This window comes from Treponema denticola (assembly GCF_024181405.1).
In the GTDB taxonomy this organism is placed as follows: Bacteria; Spirochaetota; Spirochaetia; order Treponematales; family Treponemataceae; genus Treponema_B; species Treponema_B denticola_D.
Genome location: NZ_CP051302.1, coordinates 804,944 through 830,726 on the forward strand (window position 1 = coordinate 804,944; position 25,783 = coordinate 830,726).

Sequence of the window (25,783 nt, forward strand, 5' to 3'; positions counted from 1 at the left end):
TATTGATAAGTACGGTGTGGTGTTAAAGTAAAGAAAATTAAGTTTATGAAATTGATTGATATTAAACTTGGTAAATTCCTTATTGTAGGAATGGTAAATACCCTTGTGGGGGCGGGACTTATGTTTATATTGTATAACCTTGCACATTGGTCTTACTGGGTTTCATCTGCCTGCAATTACATTGCCGGAGGAATAGTCAGCTTCTTTTTAAATAAATATTTCACTTTTAAAAATAAAGACAGATCTCTTATACAAGTTTTAGTTTTCATTTTAAATCTTGCAATCTGTTATGTTTTAGCTTATGTTTTTGCAAAATGGATTATATATAAGATTTTTATAAGTCAGAGTGAAAATATTAAGGATAATATTGCAATGTTTTGCGGTGTATGTCTTTATACGGTTTTAAACTATCTAGGACAAAGACTATTGGTTTTTAAATCCGGAGGCAATGATGAATAGTCCGATTCTTTCTCTTGTGGTTCCTTGTTATAATGAACATGATGTTCTTCCAATTACTGCCGATATTTTAAGGAATAAAATAGAATATCTTGTTTCATGTGGAAAAATATCTTCAAAAAGTTATATTGTTTTTGTAGATGATGGCTCTACAGATGATACATGGGATATTATAAAAAGGTTGAATGAAACAAATGCTATATTTAAAGGGGTAAAGCTTTCGAAGAATAGAGGTCATCAAAATGCTGTTCTTGCAGGGTTGATGTCTGCTAAGGAATATTCTGATGCCGTAATTTCTCTTGATGCAGATTTACAGGATGATGTAGACGCAATTGATAAGATGGTTGAAAAGTATTTAGATGGAGCTCATATAGTTTTTGGTGTGAGATCTTCAAGAAAAAAAGATTCGTTTTTTAAAAGATTTACTGCTGAAGGTTTTTATAAAATATTAAGATTATTTTCGGATGATCCTAAATCAATTATATTTAATCATGCTGATTATCGCTTGATGAGTAAAACAGCTCTTGAGGCTTTAAATGAATATGGAGAGGTTAATTTATTTTTAAGAGGTATAATTCCTACAATAGGTTATAAACAGGATATTGTATACTATGAAAGAAAAGAGCGTTTTGCAGGTGAGAGTAAATATCCGCTAAAGAAGATGCTTGCTCTTGCATTTCAAGGTATAACATCTTTTTCGATTAAGCCTATGAGGATTATTTTTACTATAGGTGTTTGTATTTTTTTTATAAGCATTGCGCTATCAGTTTATTTTTTAGTTAGATACTTTAACGGACACACGGTTGTTGGATGGGCAACCATAGCTGTTTCAATTTGGGGGATAGGAGGCTTACTCCAAATGTCTATTGGCGTGATTGGTGAATATATAGGTAAAATATATTTGGAAACTAAGCATAGACCTAAATATTTTATAGAGACAGTTTTGTAGTATGTTTATTTATTTTGTGAGTTTTGTTATTGGTTTGGATTAATTGATATATTAAGGAGAATTAATTGATGTTACCACAAGAGAAGATTTTTTTTAAAAATTATGGGATTTTCCTTTTTTTTATTGGTGTTTTTCTTTTTTTATATTTTTTAAATGCAATTTTTCCAACTCAGAGTGACGATATGGGGACCGGATTTGGCGGCTTGACTGCTGCTGTTAATGTGTATAATAACTGGAACGGCCGTTTTGGGGAGCTTTTAAGAGTTTCCTTAGGTTCATATTTAGCAACAACTCCATTTTATGCACCGATAAATGCTATTGTTGGAACGGCTGTGATTTTTCTTGTATTTTTGCTCATTTTTGCACGAAAGCCGGAATTTTGCTTTAAAGACTTTTCTGTACTTTTGATTTTGATTGCTTTTTTGCTTATTGACAATAGTTCATGTTTTGGTTCTTTTTTTTATTGGGCTGCTGGCAGTTTTAATTATTTATGGGCGTGGTTATTAATTTTATTATGGATTTTACCTTATCGATTTTATTGGCAGAGGATAATTACAAATAAGAACAATCATGTTAAAACTAATAAAATTTTTAAAACTATTTTTTTGCTTTTTATAGGATTTCTTGCAGGGTGGTCAACTGAATTTGGTATAGTATTTGTTTTTTTGCAGATTTGTTTAATGGTTTATTCTTATTTTGTAAGAAAAGAAACTTTGCCTATTTGGTATTTTGTTGGTGTGATTGCAATGTTTGCTGGATGGCTTTTTCTCTATACATGTCCGGGTACAACCGCCCGTATCAATGCTTATATACTTTATGGTCATGATTATCTTTCATTATCAGCAATTCTTAGAATGTCTTCCGCCGATTTTATTGGGACTATTGTGAATACATATAATAGGGTTTTAAGATGGCCATATTATGAAAATTGTGTGTCTTTGTCTTTATTTATGTTGCTTACCTCATTTTTGTATAAACCTAATTTTAAAAGAATATCTATAAGTTTATTTCTTATTTTATCGATGGCTGTCTTTTTATTTTTGATACCTAGGTTCTTATTTTTGTTGTACATCATGTTTATTGCATCTTTATATGCTATAAAATTCAGACAAAAAGATAGAAGACTCTATAGACTGTTTGCTATTTTTGCTTTTGTGTTATTTATTGAGTTTATTTTTATAGGTGCAACAATTCAGGTTTCAATTCCACGACGTGCAAGTTTCCAATATAGCATTTTGAATTTTATTTTGATTGCAGTAGTTATGGTTTATTGCTTTGATTACTTTAAACACTGTTTTAAAATTGGATTAATGGCTTTTACATGTTGTCTGATAATTAATTTGTCTATAGTTTCTTTTGTAAGTTTTGAGTGTTATCATATGCGTATAAAGTGGGATTTGATGCTTGAAAGCATGAAAGAACAAAAAAATAATGGTATCAAAGATATTATTGTTGATAAGCATACCTTTAAATCAAAATATTGGGGCTACGGTGATTGGGGAAATCCTGAAAAAGATTCTGATGATTGGGTAAATAAGCTTTATGCTGATTTCTATGCTGTTGATACTTTTACAGTCAAATAAATTTGATATGCAAATTATAGGAAATTATAAAAATGATTAAACAAGCTGTAATTAATTGAGGCGTTATTTAAGGAAAATTATATGTATTATTTAGTTTCTTTTTTGATTTTACTATCGATTTCATTTATTTGCCTTTATATTTTAAATCATAAAAAGATAGCCTTTTTAAATGTACTTTTATTATCACTTATATTTACGGCTATATCACAAGTTGTAACATGTTTAGCAGTAGGGATAATACGGCATATAAGTATTATCCACATAAGTTTTAAATTATTTTCTTTAAATTTTAGATTTATTTTAAAATTTACTGTTGTTGCTGCCGCTTGTGAAATCCTACTTATTTTTTTTTGATTCATATTTTGAATTTGAAAAAAGAAAAGATTTCATATACTTTGTCAATAGATAGAAGCTTGTTTTCGGCTGTGCTTGTATATTTATATACCGGTTTTATAATGATTTCCATATACCTTTATTTATTTTTCCCTGCCCTAAACCTTGAACAGATGTTGTTTACGTTAAGTATGCCTATAATCGGAACAAGCTCACTGATTTTAATGAATTTTATCTTCCTTGTATTAGATGTACCTATTATTGTTTTGTTGTTAAATTATTTTTTTATTTGGAAAAAGGTTCAGCTTACTGTTAAGTTGGGAAATGGCAGGGGTCGGGCAAGAAGAATTTTTCCTATTTATATTAAGCACTGTAAAATTATGTTATCGATATTTGTTCTTCTTTCTGTTTGATCATTTATTTATAAATTCGAACTTATCGATTTTATCAGGGTAGCATTAAAAGAAAATTCCTCATTTTATGAAAAACATTATATTGACCCCAAAACGTTAACTTTTAATTTTCCTGAACAAAAGAAGAATCTTATTTTAATTTATTTGGAATCCATGGAAGCTGAGGCTTCAAGTACTGCAAATCCGGGGGTAAATTTAATACCGGAGCTTTCTCAGCTTGCTGAAGAAAATATTTCTTTTAGTCATAATGATGGTTTAGGCGGCCAATTGCAGCTTGCTGGAACGGGATAGTCAATGGCTTCTCTTTGTTGTACACATTTAGGCATTCCGCTTACGCTTCCCATAGGCGGAAATAGTTATGAATATACTGAGCATTTTTTTAATGGTGCGTATGGATTAGGAGATTTATTAAAAGATAACGGTTATGTATTGTCTTTTATTATGGGGGTTGATGCAGAATTTGGAGGTTTGCGAGCCTTATTAAAAACGCATGGTAATTTTAAGATAAAAGACTTAAATTATTATCGCCAAAACGGTAAAGTATCAAGAGATTATTTTGTGTGGTGGGGAATTGAAGATAAAAAAATAATTGAATATTCAAAAGAAAAGTTAATAGAGCTTAGTAATTATGATAAACCATTTATGTTTTCTGTATTCTTAGAAGATACTCATTCTACAGGAGGATATATGGATGAGGATTGTGAAAAAAAGTATATAAATCAGATTCATAATGTGTTTGCATGTACCTCAAAAAGAGTAGCAAATTTTCTCGACTGGATTAAAGAGCAAAAATTTTATGATGATACTGTTATAATTATTTTAGGCGATCATCTTTATATGGGCGGTGATTTATATATTCAAAACAAATCCCATTATGAGAGACATGCTTATAATGTATTCATAAATACCGAAAAAGAAACTGCTTTTAGTAAAAATAGAGCTTTTGCAACTTTTGATTTTTTTCCTACAATAGTTGAAGCTTTGGGAATTGAATATAATGGGGGCGGTTTAGGAATTGGAAGGTCTTTGTTTTCAAATAAACCTACTTTACTTGAACAATATGGTGAAAAATAGTTAAATGAATTTATTAATTCTAAATCCCATTTTTATAGGAATGAATTATTAAATAAGAAAAATACTCCATTGAAGTAAAAATAAGTATAGTTATATGCCATTTGTAATGACATAAATATGTCGATGGTATTGACATATTTATGTCGGAGGTATTGACATATAATACGGAGTAGAAATCATGCCTGCATGGGAATATTTTGAATAATTTTTAAGGAACAGTTTATGACTATAACAAAGACGGAAGAAACTTGGGATTTAATTATAGAACCAAAGCGTAAGCTTTTGGATATACCCATCCGCGAAGTAATAAGATATAGGGATCTGATTGCTCTTTTTATAAAGAGAGATTTTGTTACACAGTATAAGCAGACAATTTTGGGGCCATTGTGGTTTATTATAAATCCGCTTATCTCGACTGTAATGTATGCTTTCGTATTCGGTAATCTGGCAAAATTAAGTACTGACGGTGTTCCTCATATTTTATTTTATTATGCAGGCACAATGCTATGGTCTTTTTTTGCAGGCTGTTTTACCGATGCTACAAATATCTTTGTAAATAATGCATCTTTATTTGGAAAGGTTTATTTTCCTCGTCTGACTGTTCCTATAAGTAATATTGCGAGTAATGTTACGAGAATATTGGTTCAATTTTTGTGTTTGATGGGATTTTTTGTTTATTATGTAGTAACTTCAGATGTTTTAAGACCTTCTTTGTTAGCTCTTCTTTTTCCTCTTATTTTGATTTGGATTGCATCTGTTGCAACAGGAATGGGAATGGTTATTTCGGCTTTAACAACTAAGTATAAAGATTTAAGACTCCTCGTAAATTTTGCCTTAAATCTTGCAATGTATGCCACTGCTGTAGTTTATCCTGTATCTCAAATTCCTCAAAGGTTCCATTGGGTCTTATATGCTAACCCCATGAATGCTCCTATTGAACTTTTTCGGGTTTTGTTTTATGGGGCAGGCGGGATTCCAATGCAAGCAATTATTTCGAGTATTTTGCTGACCTTCTTCTTTTTATTTTTAGGGCTTATTATGTTTAATCAAAATGAGCGTAACTTTATTGATGTGGTGTAGATTAAAATGTCAAATACTGTAATAAAGATAGAGCATCTCTCAAAAATGTACCAGCTTGGGGTTATCAATAATGGAGCTCTTTTTAGAGACATTCAAAGCTGGTGGGCGTTAAAGTGCGGAAAAGAAGATCCTCATTCACAGATTGGTGAAGATAAATATCTAGGTTCCGATACCGAGTTTTGGGCTTTAAAAGACTTAACTTTTGATATTAAGCAAGGGGACAGGGTTGGTATAATCGGTAAGAACGGAGCCGGTAAATCGACTCTTTTAAAAGTTCTTTCCCGTATAACTACTCCTACTGAAGGTTCTGTAAAGATAAAGGGAAAGGTTTCAAGCCTTTTGGAAGTAGGTACGGGGTTTCACGGTGAACTTACAGGACGAGAAAATATTTATTTAAATGGAGCAATCCTCGGTATGAAAAAACGGGAGATTGACCGTAACCTTGATGAGATTATAGACTTTTCCGGTATTGAGAAGCACATTGATACGCCTGTAAAACGGTATTCAAGCGGGATGTATGTTCGCCTTGCCTTTGCGGTTGCCGCTCATCTGGATAGCGATATACTAATAGCCGATGAGGTGCTGGCGGTCGGAGATGCGGAATTTCAAAAGAAGGCTATTGGAAAGATGAGCGAACTTTCGACAGGGCAGGGGAGGACGGTTCTTTTTGTCAGCCATAATATGGCAGCGGTAAAGAGTTTGTGTAATCAGGGTGTGTTATTGGAAAAAGGTAAAATAAAACAAGCCGGAAAACTTGATGATGTAATTGACTCATATGTTTCTTTATCTTCATTTTCTACATATATAGATATGCGGAACTATAAGCCTAATTTTTCAGATAATACTATTGCAGTGACGGCATTTTATATTCCCGATTATAAGAAAAAAGATAAATTATTTTATAATAAAAATGAAAAAATAATATTTAATATCGACATTATTTCAACTGAAAAAAAACGAATTGTTTTGGCTGTTTCTATTGCCAATCAGTCAGGGATTTTGGTATGTGTTAGACATGATGAACCGTATTATGAAATTGAAGCTCATAAAAAATACACAATATCAGCTGAAATAGAAAATATATTTTTATCGGGACGTTATACTGTTCACTTTGGAGTAAATGAAGATACTGAGACTATATGGTGGGGGACAGATGTATGTATATTTGAAGTATATCACGATAATCCGAAAAGGTTGTCCGGTTTTTTTGAACTAAAATCTTCTTTTTCATGTATTGAGGCTTAATATGCAAAGTGTAATCATTAACGGATTTGAAAATGGTATTGCCGAAAAATTAATAACAAATAATCCCTTTTCCAAATGTTTTTATATAGGAGAAAAAGAGTTATCCTATCTTGCAGATGAAGATACTCTTGTCTATGATTGTTATGCTTTGCCTTTGGGGCACTATCCAGATGATTTTTTTGAAACGGAACCTCTGGACGAACCTACAATAAAAAAATTCAGCGAATGCGAAACAGTTGTTTTAAAGATGTTTGAACGTAATGATTTTTGGTTTGATGCGTCCTACAATCAGAGAAAAGAATGGTATTTAATGCATTTACGTTATTGGCATTATATTGTTCACACTTACAATGTTGTTTGTTATATCGGCTCAAATTTTGCACACGAAGTTTATGATTATATCATCGCAGAAATTATAAAAGAAAAAGGCGGGTACTTATTTTTCTTTACACAATTATCATTTATGGATCGATTTATCTTAGAGACGGATTTTTATAATTGTACAAGATTGAAGAAATATCTCAATACTCAAAAAAATGACGTAAAGATAGAAAAGAATGTAAGGGAATATATCGATTCCATACGTTACGCAACTCCAGCTGATTTCAAAATACCATTTTATATGAAAATTGTTGCAAATAGAGGTATAGTTAAAAATCAGCATAAAATTATTAAAGTTTACAATAAAAAATATGTTAAAGAAGCAGACTATACAAAGAAATTTATTTATGTAGCGTTGCATTATCAACCTGAAATGACCACTTGCCCAATGGCAGGTGAATATGTGAATCAAGATTTAATTATAGACCTTTTGGATTTTTATCTGCCAAAAGATATATATATATACGTTAAAGAACATCCTAAACAAACAGTTGTTTGTAGATCGGAAAAATTTTATGAAAAATTTTATCAGAGGAACCGGATACAATTTATTAACACAAATGAAAATTCAATGCACCTTGTAGACAATGCACTTTTTGTTGTTACATGTACGGGAACCGTCGGCTATGAAGCTTTATTCAGAAGTAAACCCGTAATTATCTTCGGCAGCTCCTTTTATCAGTTTGCTCCAGGGTGTTTTGCCGTAAAATCAAAAAAAGAATTACAAAATGCATTAAGCATAATATTAAGCGGATATACCGTTAATGAAAATGATGTAGACCAATTTTTTAATAGAATATATAATTTTTCATATTTTGGTTGTGTAGATAGCTATTGGATAAATCAAATTGATATTACAGCGGAAAATAATTGTAATATTATTTTCAGTATAGTACAGAAGGAAATATTTTCAAATTTTATTTAAGAGAGGTAATTTGTTATGCTTTCAAATTCAATTATTCTAGTTACCGGAGGAACGGGTTCTTTCGGCAACACCTTTATTCCTATGACTTTAAAAAAATATAATCCCAAAAAGATTATTATATATTCGCGAGATGAAATGAAACAGTGGGAGATGGCAAAAAAATTTCCAAATGATTCTCGTGTTCGCTTTTTTATAGGTGATGTACGTGATAGGGAACGTTTGTATCGTGCTCTTGATGGTGTTGACTATGTGGTTCATGCCGCTGCTACAAAAATTGTTCCGACTGCTGAATATAATCCTTTTGAATGTATTAAAACAAATGTAAACGGTGCCATGAATCTCATAGATGCCTGTATCGATAAAGGTGTTAAACGCTGTGTGGCGTTGAGTACAGATAAAGCGAGTCAGCCGGTAAATTTATACGGAGCAACAAAACTGTGCAGCGATAAGGTTTTTATTGCAGGGAATTCTTATACGGGCGGTAGAACTCGTTTTGCAGTTGTACGTTACGGCAATGTAATGGGATCCCGCGGATCGGTTATTCCTTTTTTTCTTGATATGTCAAAAACGGGAAAACTGACCATAACCGACAAAAGAATGACTCGCTTTATGATCTCTCTTGAGCAGGGTGTTGAACTTGTTTGGCATGCATTTGAAGATATGGAAGGTGGAGAAATTTATGTTAAGAAGATTCCTTCCATGAATATTTGCGATATTGCGGCTGCCGTAGATAAAAAAGCGAAACAGATTGAAATCGGCATCCGTCCGGGAGAAAAACTGCATGAGCAAATGATAGGTGTAGAAGATGCCCATTTTACCTATGAGTATTCTGAGCATTTTAAAATTATTCCGCAGATTTGTGAATGGGCACAAGCTGAAAAAATGATTAAGGGTGGCAAGTTGGTTCCCGAAGGATTCAGTTATACATCAGATAATAATGCCGAATGGATGACTATACCTCAGCTTAGAAAATGGATTGAGGATAATGAAGATAAAGTAGGAAACATCTGATGATTCAATACGGACACCAATACATTGATGATGAAGATATAAAGGCCGTTACGGAGGTCTTAAAATCGGACTTTTTAACTCAAGGGCCGGCGGTCAGCCTATTTGAAAATAAAATTTGTGAAATAACCGGAGCATGTTATTGTGTAGCCGTTTCCAATGCAACGGCAGGATTACATATTGCTGTGCAAGCCCTCAATCTGCCTGAAGCCTCCGAGGGTATTACGACTCCGAATACCTTTTTAGCTTCGGCAAATTGCTTTTTGTATAATAAATTAAAGCCTGTTTTTGCCGATATAAATCCCGATACCTATAATATCGACCCGAATCAAATTGAAAAGAAAATAACAGTTGATACAAAGGTTATTATCCCTGTCCATTTTGCTGGTTTAGCCTGCGATATGGAACGTATAAAAAAAACAGCAGATGCTCGTAATATCAAGATTATTGAAGATGCAGCTCATGCAATCGGTTCTTTTTATGCAGATGGTACTCCAGTCGGAAACTGTAAATATTCGGATATGACCGTGTTTTCTTTTCATCCGGTAAAAACAATCACCACCGGTGAAGGCGGTGCTATAACGACAAATGATGAAGCCTTGTATAAACGCCTTTTACAATTAAGAAGTCACGGTATGACAAAAGATACCAAATTATTGACTCAAAATCCAGGACCGTGGTACTATGAAATGCACAGTATCGGTTTTAATTACCGCATGACCGATATACAAGCTGCTTTAGGTTACTCACAGCTTTTAAAACTTGAGTATTTTAGAGAGCAGCGTCAGCATATTGTAAATCAATATAATACAGCTTTTGACGGTATACCTCATGTTAAACTTCCCTATAGAAATTCAGAACAAGTTTCCTGTTTTCATCTGTATGTGTTACAAATCGACTTTGAAGCAATCGGAACAACACGCAAAGATTTTATGAAAGAATTGGCAGATAAAGGAATCGGTACACAAGTACACTATATTCCCGTACATACTCAGCCGTATTATAAAGCATACTATGGTTATAAACCAGGGGACTACCCTATTGCCGAACAATATTATGAAAGGGCTTTATCGATTCCTTTATATCCTGCATTGAGCAATGATGATGTACAGAAGGTAATAGATACTGTTAAGGAACTATTAAATTATGATTAAATACTTTTATGAACTTTTAATTTAAAATCATATTCTGATTAAACAAATTATAATTTATGGCATCATAGGTGCTGTTGCCTCAGTTATTGATAGTTTGTTATTTTATTTTCTGGGGAGACATTTAAACATTTACATAAGCAATTTTATATGTGTTAATATTGGTATAACAATTAGTTTCTTACTTAATACGTTTATCAACTTTAAAAAAAGGATAATTTAATAATACGCGGTGTTTATTTTTTTAATAGGTTATGCCGGATTACTACTTTCAATATTGATTTTATACATCGGTACACATTGATTAAAAATAGATCGAATGATTGTTAAGATGTTTTCTGTTTTTTTAATTGTATTAATCCAATTTATATTAAATAAAACTATTACATATAGGAGTTTAACATTCAAAACAGAAGTATTTGATATGGAAAATTTTCAGGGATCTGCAGGTGTAAATTTTACCGATGCAAAAACTCACTATACGCGTATTATTGAGCATAAACACTTTGAATTTGGGAAACAAAATAAAACCGTTATTACAAAGGAATATCCTCTTAAATGGTTAAAAAAACGGGAAGCTTATTACCCTGTTAATGATACGAAGAATACGGAACTATATTTAAAAGATAAAGAATTGGCAGAACGAGAACCAAATGTGTTATTTGGTGGAAGATTAGCAGATTATAAATATTATGATATGCATCAGGTAATTGTCGCTACTTTTCACCTGGTCGCGAAAGATATAAAATAAGGAGTGTCATAAGTATGGAACAAAGACAAAATATATTTTTTATACCGTTAATTATTAGTCTTATAATGTTTGTTTTTTTATTTACTGCTTTATTTGGGTCGCAGTACTATTTTGCTTTTAAAATTCTGCTTGTTTCATTTATTTGTGTTTGTATCTGGACTATTTTAGCACTCAAATGTTTGGTACAGTCTTATAGAGCTCAAAATATTTCGAGACGAACTGTTTTATCTCTTTTGGTAATTATTTGTTTATCGTTTTATTTGATTCGCACTATTTGGTTTTCCGGTTATCTCTCACTCTTTCCTGTGCGCAATTTACTCACTGATAGAGCTCATAGTGATACATTGTTTAACGCAAGTCTTGCTGAAAGTTTTGTTACAAATGGTTATCCTTCTATACAATTAAATGATTCTTCATACACGCCTTATCATTGGTTGAGTAATTTTATAATTTCACTTTTATCGCGTTTTTTGAAACTTCCATCTTTTCTTGTTTATAATTATTTATATCCAATTGTATTTATTCCAACATTCATTTTTTTCTTTTTTTCAGTCTTAATAGATTTTCGAAAGTTTTATGCAAAAAGGATAATATTATCCTTTTCCGATATTTGTTTGTGTTTCTTCTCCTTAGCCGGACTTTTTCCACGTAGGTTGGGAGACTTGATGGGATTCTGGATGGAGTCAACATATATGAGTGAATCATATTTAATTTCTTTGCTTGCGCTCTTAGTCGTTGTAAAAGTTATTTTATCTTTGAAAAACTTTGGTTATTGCTTTTACTATATTTTTTCCCCGATAATTATTATAATATTAGCAGGGTTTAAAGTTTCTATAGGAATTTATTTTGCAATTGGTGTATCATATTTTCTTTTTAGAAAAGAACCTTTCGATATAAAAACATGGATCAAAGTCTTACTATATATTTTTGCTTTATTTGTATCATATTTTATTTTTCAAAAATCGAATCAACCGACAAAATTTTATTTTCTGCATTTTATACGGCATTATGTTAGTCATGATTTTTATGTATATCATTATTTTCTTTTATTATTTCCCGCAATAGTGGTATTTTTGTATAGAACGAAATCAGTAAAACTATTCAGTAAAGATTATTTAATACAAAAAAATCATATTCTGCCGGAACTTTTAGTGATTATAAGCGTGATCGGAATCATGCCGGGGTTATTTTTAAGTATTTATGGCGGGAGTGCCGGATATTTTTTCTTACCGGCTTTTTTTATATCTGTTTTTTGTTTTTTAGGTTTTGATATATTTACAGAAATAACTGCGGTGATAAAATCAACTCAGAGATTCAAATTTATATATGTAATTTGTGCTGTCTGTCTGTTTACAACAGTAATTATGGATATACAACCAATACACTTAACATATTCATTCCTATCACAAAAACTGGCTGTGAGTCCGAAGACGTATTTAAAAGAAAAATTAAAACAAAATAATATAATTCAAAGCATTTATTTATTAACATCTGAATTATTTTCACCTGCACAAGAAAATAATAATAAATTTTATAAAAATTTAAATGAAATAAATAAAGTTACTTCTAAAAATAAGCATGAATATTGCGTATATGTTGAAAATACATCGGATATTCTTAGCCTATATTCAGGTAAGGAAGGATTATTAAGAAAGCTTTCGGGATATTATATAATTTCAGCTTATGTAGGACTTCCTACTATCAATAGTATCTATACATCTGATGGTAAATATTACCGAGGAGATGGAGAATTTTTGACTGATTCTTTTTCAACAATGACTTATGGACTCAATACAGTTACAAAGCGTGATTTTTTCACCTTTGATGAGGCGTATATACAAGCAAAGCAATTACGTAAAAAATTTATTGTATATTTATATGATGACACTTTTAAAGTTATTCAGGTAAACTAAATGATGACAAAACTTGCACTCGGTACCGTTCAATTCGGCATGAACTACGGCATCTCAAATACACGCGGTCAAGTGCCGGCGGTCGAAATAGAAAAGATTCTTACATTTTGTAAAATCCACAATATAAATACGCTGGATACGGCACAGGGCTACGGTGAAAGTGAAGCCGTTTTGGGCCGTTATGATTTATCATCGTTTAAGATTGTTACCAAATTATCGGGTGATGCAGAACTCGAGGTCTCTCTTTGTAAATTAAACGTCAGTTCCATTGATGCTCTCTTATTTCATCGTGAAGATGAAATAAATGATAAAACATGGCAAAAGTTTGAATATTGGAAAAGGCAAAAACTGATACATAAGATCGGCGTAAGTGTGTATTCTCCCGAAAAACTTTTACGGATAATTCAAAACTATCCTGTAGACATCGTGCAAATTCCTCTTAACTTATTGGATCAGCGTTTTATACCGCTGCTTCCTGAATTGAAAAGTAAAAAAATTGAAATACACGTTCGCTCGGTTTTTTTACAAGGCTTATTACTGATGACCGATTATCCGGCGCAATTCGATTCGATAAAACATATTTTGCAAGGAATCCCCCATCCGAAACTTTTGTATGCTCTGCATTTCGTATTGTCATTAAAACAAGTTGATAAATTGGTTGTCGGTGTTACATGCTTACAGGATTTGGAAGAGATTTATAAAGCGGCTACAAGCCCCTGCCCATCTGTCGATTACAGCATATTTTCCGTTCATGATGAAAAGATTATCAATCCTTCCTTGTGGAGTAAAGAATGAAAACCATCGCGATTATAACGGCACGCGGGGGTTCAAAACGTATTCCTCGGAAAAATATAAAAGAGTTTATGGGTAAACCTATGCTTGCCTATGCGATTGAAGCAGCGAAAAAGTCGAGAACTTTTGATACGGTTATGGTTTCAACAGATGATGAAGAAATCGCTGCCGTTGCAAAAAACTATGGTGCCGAAGTTCCCTTTATGCGCAGTGCTAAAACCAGTTCGGATTACGCAATTACCTACGATGTTTTGGAAGAAGTATTAACCGAATATAAAAAATTAAACATTGGTTTTGATATGGTATGTTGTATTTATCCTTGTGTTCCTTTTTTAACGGCCGACTCGTTGCAAAAGGCCTATAATCAAATGCTTTCAGATTCAAACGACGCCATTATGCCGGTGTGTAAATATCCGGTACCGATAGAATGGGCGATGATTGTAAGCGACGGTATACTTGTTCCGAATGATCGTAAAGCTCAGCTTATCCGTTCGCAGGATTTAGTGCCGAAATATTATGACGTGGGTATGTTTTATTTTTGCAAAACATCGGCATTATTGGAACATAAAACGTTAGTACCGCCGAATACCGGTGCGTATATAATCGATGAAAATGAATGTCAGGATATCGATATAATGGAAGACTGGAAATCTGCAGAATTAAAATATAAAATTCTACAAGGAGTGTAAATATGAAAACATATACAAAATCAAACGAATTGCTTGAACGCGAATTAAAAGTGTCTCCGCTTGCCGCACAAACATTCAGCAAATCCTACCGTTACTTTTGCAAAGGAATTTCTCCTTTATACATCGATCATGCAAAAGGCTGCCGTGTTTACGATGCCGACGGTAATGAATTTATAGACTTTATTTGCGCATTGGGACCTATCACTGTCGGATATAATGATGATCGCATAAACGATGCCGTAAAAGAACAATTAGATAAGGGCGCAAGCTTTTCTTTACAAAGTCCCATAGAAGTTGAACTTGCCGAAAAAATATGCAAAATAATTCCCTGTGCCGAAATGGTACGCTTTGTAAAAAACGGAAGCGATGCCACCACCGCCGCAATCCGTCTTGCACGAGCGTATACGGGAAAAGAAATGGTGCTTATGAGCGGCTACCACGGTATGCATGATTGGTCAATCGGTGCGTCAAACAACAATAAAGGAGTACCGAAAGCGGTTTGCGAGCTTACAAAGAATTTTATATACAATGACCTTGCGGATATAGAAGAAAAATTAAATACATATAAGGATAAGGTTGCAGCCGTCATTCTGGAACCGATTCAGGCGGACGGACCGAAAGAAGGCTATCTGCAAGCATTAAAGGATTTGGTACATAAACATAATGCAATTCTTATCTTTGATGAAGTTGTTTCAGGTTTCCGCTATGCCTTGGGCGGAGCTTCCGAATTGTATAAGGTAACTCCCGATTTGGCCGCTTTCGGCAAGGGAATGGGAAACGGATACGCAATATCCGCCGTTGCCGGTAAAAAAGAGATTATGCGGCAAATCGAAACCGGTGTTTTTATTTCAACAACATTCGGAGGGGATGCGCTTTCCATGGCGGCCTCTCTGGCTGCAATACAAATATTGGAACATCCCGGCTTTTATAAAAACATTTGGAAACTCGGAGAAAAAATGCATGCCGGATTAAAAAAACTGGTAAAAAAATATGAGCTTCAAAAAATTATCACGGTCAGCGGTTTGCCCCCGCATTGCGGTCTTGCCTTTGACGGAACCGGCAGCTTATCGTATTTGGATATACACAGCGTATACTCCCAAGTTATGATTGAAAACGGCATTTTGGTATTTGCAATATGTAACTTGAACGGCGCACATACCGAAAAAGAAATCGATTTATATCTTGATGCAACCGATAAAGCCTTTGCTCTTATTAAAAAGGCTATTGAACAAGACAGTCTTAACGGAATCCTTAAAGGCGGGAAAGTAGATCCTGTCTTTAAAAGGAATATAAAATAGATGAAAGTCAAATTTCTTAAAGATCTAAACGACTCGGAAAAACTTGTTTTTGAGCAATCCGCCTTATATCGCCAGATAAAAGGTAATTGGTTATATACCGATTCCGCAATTGCGTATTACAGTGCTTATTTTACGAAGCATATTTATAACAATTCCTTAGTTGTATTTTCTGAAGATAATTTTTATTTATGTGCTTATTCATATAGCGATACAATAAATTCTTTAAGATATTTTGAGCAGCCTGTAAGTTTCTTTATTTTGAATGATGTTGAAGACGATACCGATATTCTGCATGAAATTTTTCACGTTTTTTTTGCTTTTATAAAAGAAGATCATATTCAAGAGATATATTACTATCATGAACCGCATATAACGGCACACTATTTTGATCATATACAAAGTACTGCAGTACAGTACTACTCAGAGATTGATTTGAAAAATGAAGAAAAAAATATTAGACGAAATATACGAAAAAGCTACAAATCTTTATTAAATTGGGGTGAACGGGAGCTTGAATACCATATTATGAATCGTAGTAATGCCGATAAAAAACTGTTTTATGATTTAAAACAATTCCATATTGAGGTTGCCGGTAGACAAACAAGAAGTGATGAAACATGGGATAGACAATATGAAGCTATCCTTTCAGAAGAAGCTTTTGTTGTTCTCGGTTACTTTCAGAATAAATTGGCTGCAGGTAATATAATTATGCTTGGAAACAAATGTTCACAAATAAAAAGTGCCTATTACGGTGTCGGTGTTTATGACAGAAGCTTAATGGCCGAAAACAAGCCTATAAGTCATTTTGTTATTCTTAAATCAATTTTTGAGGCCAAACGATCGGGATACAGTCTTTTTGAATTTGGAGATGTTACGGGAACAGACGATGCAAAATATAATGATATTTCAAAATTTAAAAGGGGTTTTTCAAATAAGATAAACATCAAAAATGTGATTAAATTGAAATTTAATCTATAGTTAATTTCGGTCATACAGATATCAATGAATACATATAAAATATTAAAAAAACAAATCTACACTTTTGAACATTACTCCATTATTCCGATTCGATACGAAGACCGTTTTGATATAATGAAATGGCGCAATGAGCAAATATATCATTTACGGCAAAACGAGCCCTTAACCGCTGAGAAGCAAAATATATATTTTGATACGGTTATTTCAAATTTATTTGATATGGGTAAGCCTGATCAGATATTATTTTCTTATTTGGAAAATGATGTTTGTATCGGATACGGCGGTTTAGTGCATATCAATTGGATAGATAATAATGCGGAAATTTCATTTATTATGAATACGGATTTGGATAAGAACTATTTCGATAAACACTGGGGTATATTTTTACGACTTTTAAAAGAAGTTGCTTTCGATGAGCTTAAGCTGCATAAAATATATACTTATGCATTTGATTTACGACCTCATTTATATCCTGTTTTTGAAAGAAACGGATTTAAAAAAGAAGCTGTTTTAAAAGAGCACTGTTTGTGTAACGGTGAATATAAAGATGTTGTTATACACAGTATTATAAATACAACACCTGTACAATGGTTTTGTTAGTATAAAAAATAAAGAGTTAATAATGACGATTAGACTTGCACAGTCCGAAACAAAGAATAATGATATACAGCTTATATATGATTTGTCAAATGATCCCGATGTCAGAAAAAATTCGTTTTCGCATAATATAATATCATGGGAAGAGCACAAAAACTGGTATGCCGCAAGTGTACATGATCCGGATATACTCTTTTTCCTTATTTTTGATGATACAAATTTTGTAGGGCAAATACGTTTTGACCGCAGAAAAAATATTGATTCTCCGATAATTAATATAAGTATTACGAAAAAATATAGAGGAAAAGGCATTGCTTCCAATTGTTTAAAACTTGCACTCAATGAATTAAAGCTAAGATGGCCACGTACTACTAAAATTAGTGCACATGTACTTTATGAAAATAAAGTGTCAAATATATTCTTTGCTAATAATGGATTTCAATTAATTACGAACAATCAACATAATATATATGAGAAACTTATAATATGAAAACTTTTATAATTGCCGAACTTTCGGCTAATCACAATCATAATAAAGATATCGCTCTTAAAACAATAGAAGCGGCAAAAAATGCCGGTGCCGATGCGGTAAAAATTCAAACCTATACTGCCGACACAATCACACTGGATTGCGATAATGAGTATTTTCAGATAAATCAGGGGACTCTCTGGGACGGTACAACCTTATATAAGCTGTATCAGCAAGCGTATACTCCATGGGAGTGGCATAAAGAATTGTTTGATTATGCTACAGAATTGGGTATTCAGCTTTTTTCAACTCCCTTTGATAAAACCGCGGTAGATTTTCTTGAAACACTTAACAATCCTATATATAAAATCGCCTCTTTTGAAATTACAGATATTCCCTTGATTGAATATACTGCTTCAAAGCATAAACCGATGATTATTTCCACAGGAATAGCGACTTTACAGGAAATAGAAGACGCTGTAGCCGCATGTAAAAAAGTAGAGAACTCTGATATTACCCTATTAAAATGTACATCCGCTTATCCTGCCCCTCTGAATGAGGCAAATCTTTTAACAATACCGGATATGATACAAAGATTTAACTGTAAGGTTGGATTATCAGATCATACTATGGGAGATACCTGTGCATGTATAGCTGTTGCTTTGGGAGCAAAAGTTATTGAAAAGCATTTTATTATTGACCGTTCAATAGGAGGCCCCGACTCCGCTTTTTCGATGAATGAAAAAGAATTTTGCATGATGGTAAAACGAATTCGTGAAACGGAAGAGTGCTTAGGCAGAGCTTCATATGAACTTTCGGAGTTAAGTAAAAAAAGCAGAAAATTCTCACGTTCTCTCTTTGCCGTCAAAGATATACAAAAAGGAGAGATTTTTACCGAAGACAACATATGTTCCATAAGACCGGGAGACGGTCTAAGTCCGAAATTTCTTCCGGAACTGTTAGGTAAAAAATCGGATAGGGAATATAAGAGAGGGGAACCTATTCAGTGAAAGGAAATACACCAAAAAAAGTAATTATATTTTTACCGGAAACGGGAATATATCCGTATCTTAGGACATTAATAACCGCGGCGGATTCGGTTTCATCCGGAAAAAATATTTATGTAACTCATTGTACGGGACAAATGGAATGCTGTTCAATGATGGCTGCAAACGGAAAGTTCGGTAATATTTTACCTGAAGAAAAAGCGATACTCTGTGAACGATGTACAAAAATATTGGAAATTGCTCAAAAAAAATATCGTTTTTCACAAATAGATATGGCAGACATTATTACCTCTGAAGTACGAGGTAAACTTGAAAAACTGATACCCGAAAATATTGACGATTATTATGCATTTTCATATAGGGGATTTCAAATCGGACAAATAGCTCTTTATGAATTGGTTCGTGCTAGCAAAATTTTGGATGTACACAACTTAAATAAAGAGACTGCAGTTCTTTACAAGAGATATATTTTAGATACTATGATTGCGCTGGAAACAGCTCATTGTGTCGTCTCATCATTAAGGCCTGACTTGCTTTTAACCTTTAATCCTTATGCACAATGCCAAGCGGCAAAATATATTGCCGAAAAAAATAATATATTTTATAAGTCTTTGACTAATATTAGTTATTGCGGTTCGGATTATTCACGATACAATATTACAAAAGGTTTTACAGGATTAGATATATTACGAATTTGTCAAGCTTGGTCTCAATATGCTTCTCTCCCTATTCATCCTTATTATGTAAATGCTTCATTTAAAGATGCGCTTTATAGAGCATACGGTTCCGATTCACATATTTTTTCAAATGCAAAAAGCAATAATCCTGATAGCTTGCTTCAGAAACTAAAATTATCTAAAAATAAGAAAACTGTTATAGCTTTTACCTCCAGTAATGATGAATCTATAGGTTTTAATGCAGCAATGAAAGCTTGGAATATAAAAAATCCGGTGTTGGAACTTTTTACCTCTACTTCAGATTGGATGCATTTTCTCCATACATATGCACTAAGGTATTCTGAGATTCAAATTATAGTTCGTATTCATCCGCGTGAAGGTACAAGACAGCACGGTAAACCTTCAAGTCATCTGTTATTATTACAAAAAGAATTTAAAAGTAAAATATCTCATAATTTTAAAATAGTATGGTCGGATGATGATATTTCAAGTTATGATCTGATGGAATTAGCCGATTTAGTTCTTGTAACGGAGTCTACAATGGGGCTTGAATGTGCCCGGCTTGGCATACCTATACTTTCTTGTATAACCGGATCATACTATTCAAATGCTTCTTTTATGCAAGTTGCTTCAAATCTAAAAGAATATGAAGATAAACTTAATGAAATGATAAACATGAAATATACATTTTCTATGTTACGTGATGCAATTAGATATAATTATTGGCGGAATTTTATTCCGGCAATTGATTTTAGTGAAACTGTTCCACACGACTTTGATAATATTCATAAATGGCCTTTTGCTCCTAAAAAAATCAAACAGGTGATGTATGATATTTGTTTTGATAAAATATCGGTTGACGATATGAATATAAAACAATTGACAGCTTCCGTTACAGAGCATTCTGAAAAATACGAAACAGAAGCGCTATTAAAAGGAATAGAACTCTATATAAATACCGTTATGTTTCCTAAAAAAAAATCACTACAATCTAAAGTTATACATACGGGGTTAAGAGCGTTCCGTAAATTGATATTTATACTTACTTTCAAAAAAATTCAAATTAATATCAGTAAGCTTTTAAAGAAAAACGGAATAAAATTACCGAAGTTAATCTATGTTAATAATATCCGGAAACTAAAATTGATTTCTTCAAAAAACTATGCATATATTTCAATTCCTGAAGATAATTATATAATTTATAATTATAAAAAAAAAAGTGTACTCCGATACTCCCCTCTTTTATATAATTTGACAAAGATATACTCAGTGTACAGTCTTAATGGTAAGTTTGATTGATATGTATATACCAATAATTAGGAAATACCAAATTTTACTTACTCAAGGCATATTAAAATAAAACTCAAGATATCGTTATTAGATTTAAATAAAATAGATAAGTTGGTGATATATGAATAAAATAACTGTACTAATACCTTCCTATAATCGAAGGACATATATTAATGAAGCCGTAGCCTCAGTCTTAAACCAAAAAACTGATTTTGGTGTTAAACTTATTATAACGGACGATTGTTCGACAGACGGGTCTATTGAAATGATAAAAGAACTACAAAGGCGATATTCCGAAAGAATTGAAGTAATTTTATCCGAAAAAAATGAACGGCTTCTTGCCAACATTCTTAAAGCTCAAGTGAGAGTACAGACAGAATACTTTTGTGTGCTCGACCCGGACGATTATTATACTGATGAGTTTTTTTTACAAAAAGCAGTTGACTATCTTGAAGAACATAAAGATTTTTCAATTTATAGCTCTAACTGTATGATGTTGTATGAAGATAAAACCAAAAAAACATTTATTGAGAATAATGTAAAAGAAGCTATATTTGATTTTGATGATTTGCTTCAAAATAAAGCTATTATAACGCAAACGGCTGCAAGTATTTTTAGAAATGTTCTGTATCATAACGGTATCCCACAGATAATAAAAAAGGCTATAGGTACACCAAGCGAATCTTCTTTTCGTGCCGATACCGGACGTTATATACTTCATTTAGAAAAAGGGAAAGCTTTTTTTAAAAATGAGACTGTTGCCGTATATAGAATACATAAGGACGGTATATGGACAAAACAAAATCAATTTCACCGTAACTTACTCGCAGTGCAGGCTTATTATGATTATTTTAGATACTTCAACTATACTCATGCAGAATATTTTATACGTCATTCATTGTTTTATGCCAAAGAATGTTTTGAAGAATTAAAAAAAGCAATAGATAAGAATACTTTTACTCAAACTGCCGATATAGCCGATATAAGTCAATTATTTACTTTACTATCAGAAACTGAAAGATATAAAGTAAACAAAAAAAATAAAGAATATAAGTTGACTGTAAAAAAAGTTATTAAATATATACTTCCTTATGGTTTGGTTAGATTTTTACAATCGCGGCGATGATATAAAAAATGAAGAAATATAAAATTGCAGTGGCCGGAACAGGCTATGTCGGATTAAGTATTGCCGTTCTCCTTTCGCAGCATAATGAAGTTTATGCGGTAGATATAGTACCTGACAGGGTTAATCTTATAAATAATAAAAAATCTCCTATTCAGGATAAGGAGATCGAAGATTATCTTTTAACAAAGCCACTTAATCTTAAAGCTACACTTGATGCAGTTTCTGCGTATTCTAATGCGGATTTTGTTGTAATTGCGACACCTACTAATTATGATCCGCGAAAAAATTTTTTTGATACAAGTGCTGTTGAAGCCGTAATAAAACTTGTTATGCATTATAATCCTAATGCTGTTATGGTTATCAAATCTACTATTCCGGTCGGTTTTACAAAAACAATACGGGAAAAAACCGGAAGCAAAAATATTTTATTTAGTCCGGAGTTTTTACGTGAAAGTAACGCTCTTTTTGATAACCTTCATCCAAACAGAATTATTGTAGGTACCGATTTAGAAGATAAAAGACTCACTGAGGCAGCTAAAGAATTTGCCCGATTATTGCAAGAAGGGGCTCTCAAAGAAAATATTGATACATTATTTATGGATTTTACTGAGGCGGAAGCTGTAAAGCTATTTGCAAATACCTATCTGGCTCTGCGAGTGAGCTTTTTTAATGAGCTTGATACTTATGCAGAACTGAAGGGACTGAATACTCAGTCTATAATAAACGGTGTTTGTCTTGATCCGAGGATAGGTCTTTTTTATAATAATCCCTCGTTTGGATACGGCGGTTATTGCCTTCCAAAAGATACAAAGCAGCTTTTAGCTAACTATCAGGATGTCCCGCAAAATCTTATTCAAGCGATTGTGGAGTCCAATAGAACGCGAAAAGATTTTATTGCCGATAGAATTTTGCAAAAAGCCGGATATTATGATTATTCTGCTTCGGTTTCTTTTGATTCTTTCTCCGAAAAGAAGATAACTATAGGCGTCTATCGTCTTATTATGAAATCAAATAGCGATAACTTTCGCCAAAGTTCAATTCAGGGTATTATGAAACGTATTAAAGCAAAAGGTGCTGATGTTATCATATATGAACCTAATTTAAATGACGGCGAAACATTTTTCGGTAGTCTTGTTGTAAATGATTTGGAAAAATTTAAAAAAATGAGTGCAGTTATAATTGCAAACCGTTATGATTCTTTACTTGCCGATGTTCAAGAGAAAATCTATACGAGGGATTTATTTGGAAGAGATTAGGATTTGATATGAATACGAAAATCACGATAGTAATTCCAACATATAATAAGGCAGAGTATATTTCTCAAACAATCGAAAGTGTTTTAAAACAAACCTGTCAGGATTTTGAAATTGTTATAATAGATGATTGTTCAAAAGATGATACTGAACTTGTTGTACAAAAGTACTTGTCGGATAAAATTCGTTATTTTAAACATACTAGAAATTGGGGTCCCGGAGCAACTTTTAATGATGGAATTGAAAAGTCAAATACGGAATATATAACTTTGATTGCAAGTGATGATGTTTTACTTCCGAATCATCTTGAACAAGTAATGCTCCAATTTAAAAAAGATGATTTAGTCGAAACGGTTTTTCCAAAACTTAAAGTAATAGACGAAAATAGTAATGATTTAAATGAAATTATTCAACAGCCTTTTTTTGATAAGTATAAGATGCTTAATCATCTTTTTTATGCAGGGAACGATATTCCTTCTCCCGGTGTTTCCTTTAAAAAAACTTTGTTTAAGAAAACTGCTGCTTATAATCAGAATTTGATTATGATGCATGACTATGATTTAAATGTACGCTGTCTTATACACGGAAAAACGGCTGTAGTTAATGAGCCTACTGTTTTTTATAGGAGATTTTCAAATCCAATAATAAATTTAAGCGGTAAAACAAAATGGCTTGACATGTGCCATTCTATTGAAAGTAAATTTGTTCTTGATAATTATTTAAGCTTAGACTATGATGAAATAAAGAAAGTTTTTCCTCAGTTAAAAACGTATAATCAAGAAGAGATAAAGTTTAGACTGCTTATTGATACTTGTAAAAATAAACAATTGCGTTTAAGTTCTTGGGCCTTTGAGCGTCTTATTACATATCTTGAAAATAATAAAGATTTTTTTAGTACTAATGTGTTTGATTTTCAATATAAAGATTATATTGACTTGTATAAAATAAATGCAAAAAATATTATCGGTAAAACACATAAAGAAAAATTATATAATGATGCAAAAATATTGATAAAAAAAATGTTCGGACTGCATTAAAATGTTTTAGCTGATATTCGAGGATGATATGAAGGAAATAGAAGTTTCTAAGATTACCGACGGGCGTGGTAATCTTTCTTTTTTTGAAAGTGAACGAGCTGTTCCTTTTAAAATTAAAGGTGTATTTCTTATTAACATATATAATACCGGCGATGAATATAAATTTACTAATAATGAGTGTGCAGAGTTTTTTGTTACGCCGCTTTCAGGTAGTTTTTTGTTAGATAATAATAGTGTGCCGAAAAAAGAGTTAAACACTATATTCTTAAAAAATGCGAATAAGAGTTTGTATATAGAAAGCAATACAGACTTTACTTTGTGTCAATTCGCTGAAAATACGGTCATTCTTATACTGTCCTCAAAAGAATCTATTAATTTTGTACGGAAAATATAAATGAATATAGTTGATAACTGCATCTTGTTGAATTTGCATAAAGATTTTACTAATAATATAACGCATCTCAATCATAAAAGTACCGTACCGTTTGAGGTAAAGCGGATCTATTATCTTTACGGTGTTCCAGAGAATCAAGAACGGGGAGCACATGCACATAAAGAGCTCTTACAGGTTTTGATTCCAGCTGCAGGTTCCTTTACGGTAGAATTAGATGACGGAAAAAATAAGAAAACAATCTTTTTAAATAGTCCGTCAAAGGGATTATTGATAGTTCCCGGTATTTGGAGGAACCTTACGGATTTTTCTTTTGGTTCGATAGCATTGGTGCTGGCTTCCGAATATTATACCGAAGATGATTATATCAGAAGTTATGATAAATTTTTGAAATACAGGGATATTAAATAATATGAAGAATGTTTTTATTCATGAACTGGCTGATTGTCATTCTACTAATATAGGTAATGGTACGAAAGTTTGGCAATTTGCCATTATTCTTAAAAATGCTATTGTAGGTGAGAATTGTAATATAAATTGTCATACATTTATTGAAAATGATGTCAAGATTGGTAATAATGTGACATTAAAGTCTGGAGTTTTTTTATGGGATGGTATCGTAATTTGTGATAATGTTTTTGTAGGTCCTAATGTTACATTTACCAATGATAAATATCCTAGATCTAAACAATATCCTGAAACTTTTCAAAAAACCATAATAAGTAGAGGTGCATCGATTGGTGCAAATTCAACTATACTAGGTGGTATCACAATAGGAGAGAATTCTATGATTGGTGCAGGAAGCCTTGTTACTAAAGATATTCCTGATAATGAATTGTGGTATGGTTCTCCAGCTAAATATGTTCGCAAGATATAAGCAAAAAAATTATAAAAAATAAATACAGAAATATGATAAT

General features: G+C 32.4%; 27 protein-coding genes. All 27 read left to right on the forward strand.

What is annotated here, in order from left to right; genetic code table 11:
* Positions 1-45: 45 nt before the first annotated feature.
* The 27 genes from HGJ18_RS03680 to HGJ18_RS03805 all read left to right on the forward strand — a co-directional run bounded on the left by HGJ18_RS03680 (position 46) and on the right by HGJ18_RS03805 (position 25,743).
* Positions 46-459 (forward strand): GtrA family protein, encoded by a 414-nt coding sequence (locus HGJ18_RS03680; protein ID WP_253697721.1) that lies wholly within the window; start codon positions 46-48, stop codon positions 457-459.
* Positions 452-1,405, forward strand: coding sequence for a glycosyltransferase family 2 protein (locus tag HGJ18_RS03685; protein WP_253697722.1), 954 nt, complete (start codon positions 452-454; stop codon positions 1,403-1,405). The genes HGJ18_RS03680 and HGJ18_RS03685 overlap by 8 nt, the downstream gene beginning before the upstream one ends.
* 68 nt (positions 1,406-1,473) lie before the next feature.
* Positions 1,474-2,988, forward strand: coding sequence for a DUF6056 family protein (locus HGJ18_RS03690; protein ID WP_253697723.1), 1,515 nt, complete (start codon positions 1,474-1,476; stop codon positions 2,986-2,988).
* An 890-nt stretch (positions 2,989-3,878) separates the two neighbouring features.
* Positions 3,879-4,025, forward strand: a complete 147-nt coding sequence (locus tag HGJ18_RS03695) for a hypothetical protein (protein WP_253697724.1) — start codon at positions 3,879-3,881, stop codon at positions 4,023-4,025.
* A gap of 3 nt (positions 4,026-4,028) precedes the next feature.
* The gene (locus HGJ18_RS03700) at positions 4,029-4,808 is read left to right on the forward strand and encodes a sulfatase-like hydrolase/transferase (protein ID WP_253697725.1); all 780 of its coding nucleotides are present in this window, start codon (positions 4,029-4,031) and stop codon (positions 4,806-4,808) included.
* Positions 4,809-5,030: 222 nt separating this feature from the next.
* Positions 5,031-5,888, forward strand: a complete 858-nt coding sequence (locus tag HGJ18_RS03705) for an ABC transporter permease (RefSeq protein ID WP_253697726.1) — start codon at positions 5,031-5,033, stop codon at positions 5,886-5,888.
* Positions 5,889-5,894: 6 nt separating this feature from the next.
* Entirely contained in the window at positions 5,895-7,133 is a 1,239-nt protein-coding gene (locus HGJ18_RS03710) for an ABC transporter ATP-binding protein (RefSeq protein ID WP_253697727.1), read from the forward strand.
* A gap of 1 nt (position 7,134) precedes the next feature.
* Complete coding sequence (locus HGJ18_RS03715) at positions 7,135-8,439, forward strand: capsular polysaccharide export protein, LipB/KpsS family (protein ID WP_253697728.1); 1,305 nt, start codon at positions 7,135-7,137, stop codon at positions 8,437-8,439.
* Positions 8,440-8,454: 15 nt separating this feature from the next.
* A complete protein-coding gene (pseB, locus tag HGJ18_RS03720; RefSeq protein WP_253697729.1) occupies positions 8,455-9,450 on the forward strand; it encodes a UDP-N-acetylglucosamine 4,6-dehydratase (inverting) in 996 nt (331 codons plus the stop codon).
* Positions 9,450-10,601 carry a UDP-4-amino-4,6-dideoxy-N-acetyl-beta-L-altrosamine transaminase gene (gene pseC, locus HGJ18_RS03725; protein ID WP_253697730.1) on the forward strand — a complete coding sequence of 384 codons (1,152 nt, stop codon included), beginning with the start codon at positions 9,450-9,452 and terminating at the stop codon, positions 10,599-10,601. The genes pseB and pseC overlap by 1 nt, the downstream gene beginning before the upstream one ends.
* A 64-nt stretch (positions 10,602-10,665) precedes the next feature.
* Positions 10,666-10,821, forward strand: a complete 156-nt coding sequence (locus tag HGJ18_RS12850) for a GtrA family protein (RefSeq protein ID WP_366793579.1) — start codon at positions 10,666-10,668, stop codon at positions 10,819-10,821.
* Positions 10,822-10,929: 108 nt separating this feature from the next.
* Positions 10,930-11,349 carry a UDP-galactopyranose mutase gene (locus tag HGJ18_RS03730; protein WP_301338937.1) on the forward strand — a complete coding sequence of 140 codons (420 nt, stop codon included), beginning with the start codon at positions 10,930-10,932 and terminating at the stop codon, positions 11,347-11,349.
* Between the two features lie 14 nt (positions 11,350-11,363).
* Entirely contained in the window at positions 11,364-13,262 is a 1,899-nt protein-coding gene (locus HGJ18_RS03735) for a hypothetical protein (RefSeq protein ID WP_253697732.1), read from the forward strand.
* Positions 13,263-14,057, forward strand: a complete 795-nt coding sequence (locus tag HGJ18_RS03740) for an aldo/keto reductase (RefSeq protein WP_253697733.1) — start codon at positions 13,263-13,265, stop codon at positions 14,055-14,057.
* A complete protein-coding gene (gene pseF, locus HGJ18_RS03745; RefSeq protein ID WP_253697734.1) occupies positions 14,054-14,743 on the forward strand; it encodes a pseudaminic acid cytidylyltransferase in 690 nt (229 codons plus the stop codon). The genes HGJ18_RS03740 and pseF overlap by 4 nt, the downstream gene beginning before the upstream one ends.
* Positions 14,744-14,745: 2 nt before the next feature.
* Positions 14,746-16,041, forward strand: coding sequence for an aminotransferase class III-fold pyridoxal phosphate-dependent enzyme (locus HGJ18_RS03750; protein ID WP_253697735.1), 1,296 nt, complete (start codon positions 14,746-14,748; stop codon positions 16,039-16,041).
* A complete protein-coding gene (locus HGJ18_RS03755) occupies positions 16,042-17,019 on the forward strand; it encodes a GNAT family N-acetyltransferase (RefSeq protein WP_253697736.1) in 978 nt (325 codons plus the stop codon). It begins immediately after the preceding gene.
* A 24-nt stretch (positions 17,020-17,043) separates the two neighbouring features.
* Complete coding sequence (locus HGJ18_RS03760; RefSeq protein WP_253697737.1) at positions 17,044-17,619, forward strand: GNAT family N-acetyltransferase; 576 nt, start codon at positions 17,044-17,046, stop codon at positions 17,617-17,619.
* Between the two features lie 22 nt (positions 17,620-17,641).
* Positions 17,642-18,106 (forward strand): GNAT family N-acetyltransferase, encoded by a 465-nt coding sequence (locus tag HGJ18_RS03765; RefSeq protein WP_253697738.1) that lies wholly within the window; start codon positions 17,642-17,644, stop codon positions 18,104-18,106.
* The gene (gene pseI, locus HGJ18_RS03770; protein ID WP_253697739.1) at positions 18,103-19,095 is read left to right on the forward strand and encodes a pseudaminic acid synthase; all 993 of its coding nucleotides are present in this window, start codon (positions 18,103-18,105) and stop codon (positions 19,093-19,095) included. Before HGJ18_RS03765 ends, pseI begins: the two co-directional genes overlap by 4 nt.
* A gap of 152 nt (positions 19,096-19,247) precedes the next feature.
* Positions 19,248-21,068, forward strand: coding sequence for a DUF354 domain-containing protein (locus HGJ18_RS03775; RefSeq protein ID WP_253697740.1), 1,821 nt, complete (start codon positions 19,248-19,250; stop codon positions 21,066-21,068).
* Between the two features lie 112 nt (positions 21,069-21,180).
* Positions 21,181-22,185, forward strand: a complete 1,005-nt coding sequence (locus HGJ18_RS03780; RefSeq protein WP_253697741.1) for a glycosyltransferase family 2 protein — start codon at positions 21,181-21,183, stop codon at positions 22,183-22,185.
* Between the two features lie 8 nt (positions 22,186-22,193).
* On the forward strand, positions 22,194-23,441 hold the full coding sequence (locus HGJ18_RS03785) for a nucleotide sugar dehydrogenase (RefSeq protein ID WP_253697742.1): 1,248 nt from the start codon (positions 22,194-22,196) through the stop codon (positions 23,439-23,441).
* 8 nt (positions 23,442-23,449) lie between these two features.
* Positions 23,450-24,475 carry a glycosyltransferase gene (locus tag HGJ18_RS03790; protein ID WP_253697743.1) on the forward strand — a complete coding sequence of 342 codons (1,026 nt, stop codon included), beginning with the start codon at positions 23,450-23,452 and terminating at the stop codon, positions 24,473-24,475.
* Positions 24,476-24,503: 28 nt separating this feature from the next.
* Positions 24,504-24,869 carry a WxcM-like domain-containing protein gene (locus tag HGJ18_RS03795; protein ID WP_253697744.1) on the forward strand — a complete coding sequence of 122 codons (366 nt, stop codon included), beginning with the start codon at positions 24,504-24,506 and terminating at the stop codon, positions 24,867-24,869.
* Positions 24,870-25,277 (forward strand): sugar 3,4-ketoisomerase, encoded by a 408-nt coding sequence (locus tag HGJ18_RS03800; protein ID WP_253697745.1) that lies wholly within the window; start codon positions 24,870-24,872, stop codon positions 25,275-25,277.
* Position 25,278: 1 nt separating this feature from the next.
* Positions 25,279-25,743, forward strand: coding sequence for an acyltransferase (locus HGJ18_RS03805; RefSeq protein WP_253697747.1), 465 nt, complete (start codon positions 25,279-25,281; stop codon positions 25,741-25,743).
* Positions 25,744-25,783 lie beyond the last annotated feature (40 nt).